The organism is Lonepinella sp. MS14434 (assembly GCF_042468235.1).
GTDB lineage: Bacteria > Pseudomonadota > Gammaproteobacteria > Enterobacterales > Pasteurellaceae > Lonepinella.
In genome coordinates this window covers 1345365-1356495 of the sequence record NZ_CP170386.1, presented here as the reverse complement: position 1 = coordinate 1356495, position 11131 = coordinate 1345365, and the positions used below count along the sequence as shown (strand labels likewise).

Here is an 11131-nt window from a genome sequence, read left to right as displayed (position 1 = left end):
TAATTGTATAGAGGAAATGGTCGAAAATTAGGCGTAGAAGATCAAACCTAATCTTCCACAAGCCCTAATCAAAATCAACTATAAACAGTTAGACTAATTTAATCGCTTTCACGGTTTTTTCGAGTTCTTCTCTTGTTCCAATAGTAATTCGAATACAATTCTGCAATCCCAATGCTTTATGTTGATCACGCAAAATAATGCCTTGTTCCCAGAGAGCTTTAAAGATTTTTTCACCGTCTTGGAATTTCACTAATACATAATTTGCTTCTGTTTCAAAAATTTGTACCACGGTTGGGATTTTGCTTAATTGTTCAATTAACCACGCACGATTGTTTAGCACATCATTAACCCGTTCTTGCATTTGTGTAATGCCTTGTGGTTGCAAGGCTTGAGCAGCAATATCCGATACTGGCACAGGCAATGGATAGGGAGCGATCACTTTTTGCAATATGCCGATTAATTCCGCATTGGCAAGGGTAAAACCACAACGTAATCCTGCCAACGCAAAGGCTTTGGAGAGAGTGCGGATAATGGCTAAATGCGGATAATTGGCTAATTCATTCACAAGGCTGGCTTGTGGACAAAATTCAATATAGGCTTCATCGACCACCACAATGGCTTTATTTCTGGTGATGTCGAGCAATTTGAGTAAATCCACACGGTTAACTAATGTACCTGTCGGGTTGTTCGGACTACATACAAACACGACTTTTACCCTATCAAGATTTCGCTCAATTTCGGCTAAATTCAGTTGAAAATCGGTAGTTAACGGGACAGTTTTTAACGCAATGCCACAAGTTTCTGCACTCACAGAATACATGCCATATGTCGGTGGGCAATATAAAACATGGTCGTCTGGTTCACAAAATGCCCGAATAATCAGCTCAATACTTTCATCCCCGCCACGGGTGACAATCACATTTTCAGGTTTCACACCAGCATAATTCGCATAACCATTAATCACGGCTTCTGGTTGTGGTTCGGGATAGCGGTTAAAAGTGCGGTGCAATAAATCAAAATTTGGTGAAGTAGGATATTCATTGGCATTCAGCCATACATCGCCCTTGCCACCTAAACGACGAGCGGATTGATATGGTGTAAGCGCCTGTACATTTTTTCGGGAAAGTAGTGAAATTGTCATGGTTTGTTCCTGTTTAATTTTCTTTTTTCAACATGTGCATAATTAAGCGGATTAACGTTTCTTTTTGTTTTGGATCAGATTCTGCCACTAACAAGGTCAAGGCGGCTAATCCAGTTTGATTGATCACGGGTTGTCCCCGTTCATCATATAAACGTCCGTTACGATGTAAAAAATCCACAAATAAGAATGCCCCACTGCGTTTGTTACCGTCTGAAAATGGGTGATTTTTTACAATAAAATACAGCAAATGTGCCGCTTTGGCTTCAATACTCGGATAAGCGGGTTCGCCGAAAACGGTTTGTTCCAAGTTGCCTAAAATGGCAGATAAACCGTCTTCACGCTCACGACCGAATAAATCCGATGCTTCGCCTCGAGCCATAAGTTGTTGCTTAAATTCCGCCAAACCTAAACGAGCTTGTTCAAGCGTAGGCAACGTACCGCCTTGTTGGGTTTTGGGTTCAATCAGCAAACCCTCGTCATATTGTTGCAACCATAAAAACGTCTGTGCATAACGGCTGACAATATCCACTAATCCACGCCCACTTTCTAAGGTCAATTCACTAGACTGAGCTGTTTTTTGAATTAGTGCAATGGCTTGTTCTAGCTCATTAGCATTTTGCTGTAAGCGTTTTTGGTTAATGGCATAGCCTTTGACGAGATAGTTTTTTAGGCGTTGGGTTGCCCAAATACGAAATTGTGTTGCTGATATGGATTTTACTCGATAGCCAACAGAGATAATGGCATCTAAGTTATAGTGTTTTATCTGGCGTTTAACTTGACGTTGACCTTCTTGGCGAACTACTAAGAAATCCTTAGTGGTTGAAAATTCATCAACTTCCTGTTCAGAAAAAATATTTTTCAAATGCATCACAATATTTTCTGATGTGGTATCAAATACTTTAGCCATCTGTACCTGCGATAGCCACACTGTATCCTGCTCAAATTGTACTTCAACTTGAGTTTGTCCGTCTTTGGTTTGGTATATTTCAATCGGGTTTTGCATAATTTTTCCTTGTTAAATTCATAGATACTGTATTTATATCATATAAATAAACTGAAAAATACTGTATGTGGAAAATTTATTTTTGTTTTTTCAATTTTGCCAACCTTATACTCACCGCCTGTCTATGGGCTTCCAGCTGTTCGGCTTGAGCCATGAGTTCTACTGTATAAGCGAGATCTTTAAAGCCTTGTGGGGTGAGTTCTTGTACAGTCATACGTTTGCTAAAATCAGCCAGTCCCAAACTTGATGTGGTTTTGGTATAGCCATAGGTCGGTAAAACATGGTTGGTGCCACTGGCGTAGTCGCCCATGCTTTCGGGAGAATAAGCGCCTAAGAAAATCGATCCTGCATTGTCTAATTGAGGGAGCAAATCACGGGCATTTTCCACTTGCACCACTAAATGCTCGGGAGCATAATCATTACTGATTTCAATGGATTGAGTAATGTTTTCCGCAATAAAGGTACGACTATGGCTTAACGCTTTACGGGCGGTGTCGGCTCTCGGTAACTGGTTTAATTGACGCTCAATGGCGAGTAGCGTATATTCTGCCAGTGTTTCGCTGTTTGTGACTAAAATCACTTGGCTGTCCGCACCGTGTTCTGCTTGCGATAATAAATCGCTTGCTACAAATTCAGGATCAGCATATTCATCAGCCAACACCAACACTTCGGAAGGTCCTGCTTGCATATCAATGGTAGCCCCGTTGACAGTTTGGCTTACTTGGCGTTTGGCTTCGGTGACATAGCAGTTGCCTGGTCCAAAGATTTTATCCACTTTGGCGACACTTTCCGTGCCAAATGCCATCGCAACAATGGCTTGTGCGCCACCTACCGCATAAATCGTTTCCACTCCGCAAAGATCCGCCGCATATAAAATCGCATCGGCAATCGGCGGTGGCGAACACAGCACGATTTTTTTACAGCCTGCGATTTTAGCAGGAATCGCCAGCATTAACACGGTGGAAAATAACGGAGCAGATCCCCCTGGAATATATAGCCCCACCCGATTAATCGGGCGTGTTACTACCTGACAACGCACCCCCGCTTGCGTTTCAATATCCACGGGTTGTGGAATTTGGGCTTGGTGAAAGCGTTCAATATTGGCTTTGGCGTTTTGAATGGCTTGTTTGAGTTCATCAGGCAAGCGAGCAGTGGCTTGCTCAATTTGCGATTTGGATACCGTTAAGCTGTCCAATTTCACCTTATCAAATTTTTCGCTAAGTTCAAATAGTGCCTTGTCGCCGTTTTGTAACACATTTTCACGAATTTCATTGACCGCCTGTTGGATATTGGCAGAAGAACTAATCGCTGGACGAGTGAGAGCCTGTTTTTTCTCATTTTCGGATAAATTTTTCCAAATTAAGGTTTGCATCATGATGTTTCTCCCTATGCCAACATTTTTTCAATCGGTAACACTAACACTGAGCTAGCACCAATTTCTTTCAGCTGTTCCATGGTTTCCCAAAACAGATTTTCTTGGCTCACCATGTGCATGGCGACTTTGCTGTTATCGTGAGCCAATGGCAGAATGGTCGGATTTTCCACACCGGGTAAAAGTGCGGTGATTTCTTCCAATTTATTTTTCGGGGCGTGCAACATAATATATTTGCTTTCCGCCGCCTGTTGCACCCCTTGAATACGGGTTAATAATTTTTCCACCAGTGCTTGTTTTTCATCAGATAAGGGTTCGGCACGTTGAATTAGGCAAGCCTTTGATTTATAAATAACTTCCACTTCTTTTAACCCATTGGCTTCCAAGGTTGCCCCTGATGACACCAAATCACAAATGGCATTGGCTAAATTAGCGGTCGGGGCGACTTCCACTGAACCATTTAAAAAACAGTTTTTGTAAGATACCCCTTTGGCAGCCATATAACGTTTCAGTAAATTCGGGTACGATGTGGCAATGCGTTTATTGTGCAAATCCTGCACGCCGTGATATTGTTCGTCACGATCCACTGCAATAGATAAACGGCAGCCGCCAAAATCCAAGGTACGTAGTTTTTTATATTCCACCGTTTCCCCTGCATTTTGACGACCCAGTTCTTCTTCTTCCAACACATTTTCGCCGATAATACCGAGATCTACCACGCCGTCAAATACTAAACCCGGAATATCGTCATCACGCACGCGTAAAATATCAATCGGCATATTTTCCGAATAAGCAATTAAACGTTGTTCGTTCCAGTTGATTTTTACCCCACATTGTTTAAGCAACTCGTTACATTCTTTGCTTAAACGCCCTTTTTTTTGTAATGCAATGCGTAATCTTTTGCTATTTGACATTGTTATTTCCTTAGGTCAACAGACCCTATTAAACGTATAAAAAAACCTTTCGAAATTTGACTTCCGAAAGGTTTATATTGCTGATTCGCCACACTTATTTTGCCACTTCGGAAGTTTTATCTTCCGAGTAGCACCATCCGCCCGAAAGATTAGGTTCGGTGATGGTGATGATGAAACGTAAAAGTGCGGTTGAAATTCATTGTATTTTCCTAAAGTGGATTTTTGCTTGCCTTTTAAAATACTGAAATCTACTTTATCTTGCAAGCGTTTTTTTGTTTATTTTTTCTTTTATTTGGGGGAATAATATTTTTCAAGGGTTTTTTGAACGTAATCTTGTGCAAAATTGAGGTGTAATTTCGCCAAAATTGAGCGAATAGGGGCAATATCAATGGAATAATAAGATCCTTTCGGAATAGATTGATAAAGTGCGGTGATTTTTGTGATATTTTCTAACATCATGACAATATTTTGCACATTGATCATCTTATCCGTGGCAACATTAATGATCTGATTGGTAAACAAAGGATTGGCTAGGATTTCGTTTAAAATCGTGACCACATCATCAATATCAATTAAATTCCGATAACTTTGTTGCCATAGGGTAAAAGGTTGCTGATGAATAATGGCTTGATAGAGGAAATTTACGATAGTTGGGCTAGTGGCATTACCCACGACTTGTGGTAAACGCACAATTAAGTATTGCTGGGCTAATCGTTGCACTTGCTGTTCCATATTCTGTTTATGTTGCACATAAGGCGAATTTTGTAGGGACGGATCGTAGAGGCTACAAGTGCTAAAATAAACTAATTTTTTGTCGGGATGGTGTAAAATCGTTTGCTCAAGTAATTGGCTTTCTCTGGTAAATAAAGTGCGGTCTTTTTCTTGTGAATTTGATACGCCACTGGCAAAAATAATATGCTTAGGATCTTCTGCATAAGCAGAAAATGCCTTTGCCATCATGCCTTGACCTACAATCATGCTATTTTTCTCGCCTTAATGAACAATAACACAGGACGGTGTTGTAAATCCTTAAATTCTGCTTGCCATTCGGCTTGATCTGCTAACATAGGTTCTGCCATTTGTTCAATTTGAAAGCCTGTTTCGATAAGCCCATTGATAATGGTTGCGGTGGTTCTATGATAGGTTTTAAAGGGTTGTTGAAACCAGCTTCGATCTCGCTCACCTTCATCTCGATAATAATTTAACCGATAGGCAACCTGTTCTTTTTGTTCATTTTTCTCCCAGCGTTCACCGCCTTGGTAAGCGGTGACGATGGGGTGTTCTTGGGAAAAAATAAGCCAGCCATTGGGCTTTAATTTGCGATAAATTTGGCTTAATAGTTGGCGAAAATCTTGCACGTAATGAAAGGCAAAGGAACTGGTAATCACATCAAAATCGGTTTCTTTAAGGTCGGCTAAGTTTTCCATGGAAAGTTGATGCAAGGCAAAGCGTGACTTAGCAAAATGGGGTTCAGAAAAGTGCGGTGTAAAATCGGCAAGATTTTTTTCTGCCTGTTGTAACATTGCCAAAGACAGATCTATGCCAACCACAAAATCTGCTTTACGAGCTAAATATAACGCCAAATGTTCGCCCGTACCACAACCGAGATCCAGCAGCTTTTTGTCTGTTAAATCAGGCAATAAAGACAACATTGTGGGTTTCTCCACAATGTTGTTTAAACTGATTGGATTGGCACGAAGTTTTTGATAAAGCTCAAAAAAGTTTTCTTTATCGTAAACTGAAATGTGCATTAAAATTAGCCTTTAAAATCTGCAATCCAGCCAAATTGCATACCGAGTTGAGCCACGATATTTAAAATCGCAAATAGGAAAATAAAGTAAATCATAAAGTTACCACCGAATGCGGTGTATTTACTTTGACCAAATCGTTCACGGCTGGCTTTCGCTAATAAGGCTGGCACAATCCCTGCCCATACGGTGGCGGCTAAACCAGCATAACCGATAGCGATCACAAAACCATAAGGGAATTGGAGGCTTAATAATAATGGCGGTAGGAACACCACTAATGCCGTTTTGGCACGCCCTAATCCGCTGTCGTCAAATTTAAACAAGTCAGCGATATAGTCAAATAAACCGAGCGTCACCCCTAAGAAAGAGCTGGCAATCGCCATATAAGCGAAGAAACGCAGAGCGAGAGCAATGTAATCGGTTTGCATATATTGATGTAACGCATCGAGTAACGCTGCAATGTCGCCACCTTTTGCAATCACAGGGGCAAATTCATTGCGAGGTAAATTGCCTTGCACCGCATATTGCCACAACACATAAATCACTAACGCCGTTGCGGTGCCTAATACTACGGATTTTACCACTTTAGCGGCGTTGCGATCATAGTATTTCACGAGGCTAGGTACATTTTGATGAAAACCAAAGGACACTAAACACACAGGCAACGCCACCATAGCGTAAGGTAAATAAGCGGTATCCGCTGGGGCAAGTTGATCCAATAGAATTTCAGGTTTGGCGGAGGAAATTAAACTGGCGACAGACAGGAAAAATGCAATCGCCATACCTGCGATTAATACCGTACTAAAGCGATCCACGGCTTTGGTGGAGAACCAGACGAACAAAGCTAATACCACAGCAAAGATTAACGATCCCGAAGTTCGTCCAATTTCCACCGCACTTTGTTCGCTGCTTAACAGCTGATTAATAAATCCTTCGGTAATACCACCGCCTGAGGTAATGTAGGCATAGGTTAAAATGTACATTACAAAGGCAAGGGATAAGCCATTGAGGACGTTCCAACCATTGCCGAGTAAGTCTTTGACAATGGTATTAAAACTCGATCCAGTCGGGTAGTGTAAATTGGCTTCTAATAACATTAAACCTGATGAAGTCATACAAAACCAAGTATAAAGCAAAATCAGCAATGAGCCAGTAAACCAAACACCAGCAGTGGAAATCGGGTTGGCGAGCATTCCTGCCCCGATCGTGCCACCCGCAATAATCATAATACCGCCGAGTAAAGACGGTTGTTTTTGTGTTGTCATGAGATAATTCCTAGGGTTATTTTAAAATTGCACTATTATAGTAGTACAATAAAATAATTACAACCGTTGTTTTTCGCCACCAAATTCATCTAGTAAATGTTCGGTTAATTTTGCTAATTCACCAGTCATCAAAATAAAATCTGCATCAAAGCGTTGAGCGACATCTTCTTGCAGAATATCATCATTTTTCTCACGAATATTATCGGCGAATTTTAAGCGTTTAAGCGTGCCGTCATCGTTTAATACAAAGCTCAAATGATCTTCCCAGTCTAACAATAATTTGGTGACAAATTTGCCACTTTGCAAATGAGAGAGCATTTCTTCACTTTCCAACGACTGATTTTTATAACGAATAATGCCTTGATTATCAGAGGCTTTTAATTCTCCTTCTTCAAGTGCGGTGAAAAAAGACGGTATTTTTTGTTTCACCAACCAATCGGTCATCACGATAGAGGGTTCATTGGCAAAAGCTAATGGCACCACAGGTAACGATCCTAACGATTTACGCAACAATGCCAACACATCTTCGGCTCGTTTATAAGAGGCTGCATTAACATAAATTAAATTGGTTTCGGTGTTAATCCAAATCGCTGTTTGCTGATGTTTACTAAAAGCTCGGGGCAACAACATCGCCACCACATCATCTTTTAGTGCCTGTTTTTCCGTCTTTTTCAGTTTGCGATTTTCTTTTTCTTCCAACTGACGAATACGTTCGTCTAACTCTTGTTTAATCACATGATTCGGCAAAATTTTATCTTCTTTATGTGCAACTAATAGAAGCTGTTTACCGTTGGAAAAATAGAGTAAATCAGTATTACGTAAGGGCTTTGCCCAGCCGAATTTACTGGTGTCTGACTGATTACAGGGATGATATTCGTTTTGTGAAAGGCAGTTTTGTAATAGGCTATCCGACCAATCAAGATTTTTGGTTAAACGATAAATAATGGCGTTTTTGAACCACATAGAATGTCCTTAAAAGATAAATTTATGAAATAATTTTATGTATTAGGTTGGAATACAATAGAACCACCTAAAGCGTGGGCATAACGTGTGATCGTTTCCAAGGTTGGACGCACTAAACCACGTTCAAGACGGCTGATATTTTGAGCTTTGATACCAGTACGTTTAGCAATTTCACCTTGTGAAAGATGTTGAGTTAAGCGATATCGTCTTAATTCTGCAATCATTTTTTGTTGCACTTCACGTGCTTGGCGTAATTCGGCAAATTCAGGATCTTGCATTAATTCTTTTTCAAAGTCCGCAAGGGTGACAAATTCATAGGTTTCATTTTGCATGGAGTTGCTCTTTTAGTTGATTGCCTTGTAGTTCAAGCTGTTTAAGGGATTCAAAAGTCGATTCTCTTAATGTGGCTGGCATTTTGAGAATTTCTTTTTGAGCTTGTTTGATAAGGTGTAGGGTAAACATAATTGGCTTGTGTAATCTAATCTTTGGTGATAATGGTAACATATTTTTTGCTATAATCAAGAGTGATTATACAAGACGAGTTATTATCCCAATTCTTGCTATTTTTGATAATAAGGTGAAAGGGGTAATTCAGTCGTATTTTTTACAGTTTGTAGAATAATTTCTGTTTTTAGATTTTTAATACCTAATGACGTGGTTAGATATTGTTTTTGTAAACTATAAAATTCATCTAAATCATGGGTTTGGATTTTTAAAATAAAATCATAATCGCCTGCCATAAAATGACATTCGGTAATTTGTGGAATTAACCGCATTTCAAAGATAAAGCGTTCTTTTAATTTAAGATCTTCTTCAATGAATGAACCTAGAATATAGATAGTCACATTAAGGTTTAGTTTTTTCGGGTTAAGTAGGCACACATATTTATCAATGACACCACTTTGTTCAAGTAAATTTACCCGCCGTAAACAAGCAGAACTAGATAGACCAACGGTTTCAGCAAGTTCGTTATTTTGTTGTTTTCCATTTTGTTGCAGCGCTCTTAAAATGCGTAAATCAGTATTATCAAGAATTTTGGTTGGCATTTTAATTTTCCTTATCTATTTGTGACCTAGCTCATGATACAAGTCGCCTTATTTTTTGTAAATAAAAATAAATTAAGTAAAAGCAGTTACTTAGATAAGGTAACTGCTTTATCATTGTGCGTTAGGTCAAGCATATAATGAAACTTGAACCACTAATAAAATAGAACCTATCAGCAATAACATTCCAATCATCGGCATGACAAATCTGACCCATTTATTGAATGGAATATGCAGCATTTGTAATGTAACCAAGACCAATCCTGTAGGTGCTAAGAAGAGCATGGCGTATTGTCCCCAGTTGTAAGCGGATACCACTATATCGCGTGGGATACCGACAGCATCGGCAAGCGGAGCCATAATCGGCATAGATAATACAGCCAGACCTGAAGAAGACGGTACAAACAAACCCAAGAAGATAAATACCACTAATTGTGCCAAGATGAATATTGTCGGTGGCATACCTGCTACAAGGTTGGAAGCGTAGTTCAAAATCGTATCTGAAATCATGCCCTCGTCAAGCACTAAATTTACCCCGCGAGCCAAGCCGATAATCAAGGATACTGCCACTAAATCCGCTGCACCAGTCGTAAACGCATTAAGCACTTCATCTTCGGATAAACGGGATAGGAACATGATGATAATCGTGATTGCCAAGAAAGATGATGCCATTTGTGGGAACCACCAGCCGCCAAACATCACTCCCCATACCATAATAATAAAGGCAAGGCAGAATAGTGTCAGAATAATTTTGCGTTTCGTGTTGAATTCAAGTTCATTGTTATCACCTTGATGAGAACTTAAATAATGTTGTTCAAATTCTTCCCGTTCTTCATAGCAATAAGAGAAAGTTGGATCCGCTTTGACTTTTTTACTGTACCAATAAAGATAAGTAATCACCGAAATACCGCCTAAAATAAGACCCAGTATGCGGAAACTGATACCTTCGGTAAATTGAATACCCGCCGCATTGGAAGCAATGACCACCGAGAACGGATTAATGGTAGAAAATGCAGTTCCCATTGATGAAGCCAAGAATATTGCACCTACACAGATGATTGCATCATAGCCCAATGCAATAAATACAGGGACGAGAATCGGATAGAATGCCACCGCTTCTTCCTCAATACCGCAGGTTGTGCCGCCGATAAGCATGAGTACGGAAACACTGAATACAATCAAAAATTCATTGCCTTTGGTTCGTTTAGCCAACGCAGTCAAACCTGCATTGAAAGAACCTGTGCGATTGATTACACCAATCATACCACCCAGTACGAAGATAAAAACCATCACATCTGCGGCTTCAATCGTCCCATTGACCATACTGAGAGTAATATCTTTTAACGTTTTGGGTTGTTGTTCAACCTGTCTGTATGTACCTGGAATAGCAATGGGTTTTCTAATTTTGCCTTCAAGGAAATTATTTAGTTTAATTTTTACATTAAGTTGCTCAAGCGATTCTTGTGTAGCTGGTAAAAATTGATCTTCTTGTTGATGCGATTTCACCACAAATTGTTGCGTTGTACTATTGTAGGTTAGTTTTGAATATGAACCTGCGGGAACAATCCAAGTGAGTCCCACGGCAATAATTAATATGATAAAAAGTATGGTAAATGCGGTGGGAAATTTAAATTTTTTTGTACTACTCATAATAAACTCCTTATCAGAATAGAGGCTAATTA

The 11131-nt window shown here is 39.8% G+C and carries 12 protein-coding genes and 1 other annotated feature; all 12 genes read right to left on the bottom strand.

Annotation, left to right across the window (positions count from 1 at the left end):
* Positions 1-88 precede the first annotated feature (88 nt).
* The 12 genes from hisC to O1Q79_RS06500 all read right to left on the bottom strand — a co-directional run bounded on the left by hisC (position 89) and on the right by O1Q79_RS06500 (position 11099).
* On the bottom strand, positions 89-1141 hold the full coding sequence (hisC, locus tag O1Q79_RS06555) for a histidinol-phosphate transaminase (RefSeq protein WP_386691067.1): 1053 nt from the start codon (positions 1139-1141) through the stop codon (positions 89-91).
* Positions 1142-1154: 13 nt separating this feature from the next.
* The gene (gene rhuM, locus O1Q79_RS06550) at positions 1155-2144 is read right to left on the bottom strand and encodes a RhuM family protein (protein ID WP_386691064.1); all 990 of its coding nucleotides are present in this window, start codon (positions 2142-2144) and stop codon (positions 1155-1157) included.
* Between the two features lie 76 nt (positions 2145-2220).
* The gene (hisD, locus tag O1Q79_RS06545) at positions 2221-3516 is read right to left on the bottom strand and encodes a histidinol dehydrogenase (protein WP_386693364.1); all 1296 of its coding nucleotides are present in this window, start codon (positions 3514-3516) and stop codon (positions 2221-2223) included.
* 14 nt (positions 3517-3530) lie between these two features.
* Positions 3531-4430, bottom strand: coding sequence for an ATP phosphoribosyltransferase (gene hisG / locus O1Q79_RS06540; protein ID WP_386691061.1), 900 nt, complete (start codon positions 4428-4430; stop codon positions 3531-3533).
* Between the two features lie 37 nt (positions 4431-4467).
* Positions 4468-4604: a sequence feature (His leader region), on the bottom strand.
* A 114-nt stretch (positions 4605-4718) separates the two neighbouring features.
* Positions 4719-5408 (bottom strand): NAD-dependent epimerase/dehydratase family protein, encoded by a 690-nt coding sequence (locus tag O1Q79_RS06535; RefSeq protein ID WP_386691058.1) that lies wholly within the window; start codon positions 5406-5408, stop codon positions 4719-4721.
* Positions 5405-6181 (bottom strand): class I SAM-dependent methyltransferase, encoded by a 777-nt coding sequence (locus O1Q79_RS06530; RefSeq protein WP_386691055.1) that lies wholly within the window; start codon positions 6179-6181, stop codon positions 5405-5407. Before O1Q79_RS06530 ends, O1Q79_RS06535 begins: the two co-directional genes overlap by 4 nt.
* Positions 6182-6186: 5 nt before the next feature.
* Positions 6187-7443 (bottom strand): aromatic amino acid transporter, encoded by a 1257-nt coding sequence (locus O1Q79_RS06525; RefSeq protein ID WP_386691052.1) that lies wholly within the window; start codon positions 7441-7443, stop codon positions 6187-6189.
* Positions 7444-7500: 57 nt separating this feature from the next.
* On the bottom strand, positions 7501-8406 hold the full coding sequence (rdgC, locus tag O1Q79_RS06520) for a recombination-associated protein RdgC (RefSeq protein WP_386691049.1): 906 nt from the start codon (positions 8404-8406) through the stop codon (positions 7501-7503).
* Between the two features lie 35 nt (positions 8407-8441).
* On the bottom strand, positions 8442-8738 hold the full coding sequence (locus O1Q79_RS06515) for a helix-turn-helix domain-containing protein (protein ID WP_386691046.1): 297 nt from the start codon (positions 8736-8738) through the stop codon (positions 8442-8444).
* A complete protein-coding gene (locus O1Q79_RS06510; protein WP_386691043.1) occupies positions 8728-8910 on the bottom strand; it encodes a hypothetical protein in 183 nt (60 codons plus the stop codon). Before O1Q79_RS06510 ends, O1Q79_RS06515 begins: the two co-directional genes overlap by 11 nt.
* A gap of 56 nt (positions 8911-8966) precedes the next feature.
* Entirely contained in the window at positions 8967-9452 is a 486-nt protein-coding gene (locus tag O1Q79_RS06505; RefSeq protein ID WP_386691040.1) for an Lrp/AsnC family transcriptional regulator, read from the bottom strand.
* A 126-nt stretch (positions 9453-9578) separates the two neighbouring features.
* Entirely contained in the window at positions 9579-11099 is a 1521-nt protein-coding gene (locus O1Q79_RS06500; protein WP_386691037.1) for a YfcC family protein, read from the bottom strand.
* Positions 11100-11131 lie beyond the last annotated feature (32 nt).

Bases quoted from the DNA above. Each gene is read 5' to 3' on its own strand.
- O1Q79_RS06535 (WP_386691058.1), bottom strand. From the start codon at position 5,408: ATGATTGTAGGTCAAGGCATGATGGCAAAGGCATTTTCTGCTTATGCA.
- hisC (WP_386691067.1), bottom strand. From the start codon at position 1,141: ATGACAATTTCACTACTTTCCCGAAAAAATGTACAGGCGCTTACACCA.
- O1Q79_RS06510 (WP_386691043.1), bottom strand. From the start codon at position 8,910: ATGTTACCATTATCACCAAAGATTAGATTACACAAGCCAATTATGTTT.
- O1Q79_RS06525 (WP_386691052.1), bottom strand. From the start codon at position 7,443: ATGACAACACAAAAACAACCGTCTTTACTCGGCGGTATTATGATTATT.
- rhuM (WP_386691064.1), bottom strand. From the start codon at position 2,144: ATGCAAAACCCGATTGAAATATACCAAACCAAAGACGGACAAACTCAA.
- hisD (WP_386693364.1), bottom strand. From the start codon at position 3,516: ATGCAAACCTTAATTTGGAAAAATTTATCCGAAAATGAGAAAAAACAG.
- O1Q79_RS06530 (WP_386691055.1), bottom strand. From the start codon at position 6,181: ATGCACATTTCAGTTTACGATAAAGAAAACTTTTTTGAGCTTTATCAA.
- rdgC (WP_386691049.1), bottom strand. From the start codon at position 8,406: ATGTGGTTCAAAAACGCCATTATTTATCGTTTAACCAAAAATCTTGAT.
- O1Q79_RS06500 (WP_386691037.1), bottom strand. From the start codon at position 11,099: ATGAGTAGTACAAAAAAATTTAAATTTCCCACCGCATTTACCATACTT.
- hisG (WP_386691061.1), bottom strand. From the start codon at position 4,430: ATGTCAAATAGCAAAAGATTACGCATTGCATTACAAAAAAAAGGGCGT.
- O1Q79_RS06505 (WP_386691040.1), bottom strand. From the start codon at position 9,452: ATGCCAACCAAAATTCTTGATAATACTGATTTACGCATTTTAAGAGCG.
- O1Q79_RS06515 (WP_386691046.1), bottom strand. From the start codon at position 8,738: ATGCAAAATGAAACCTATGAATTTGTCACCCTTGCGGACTTTGAAAAA.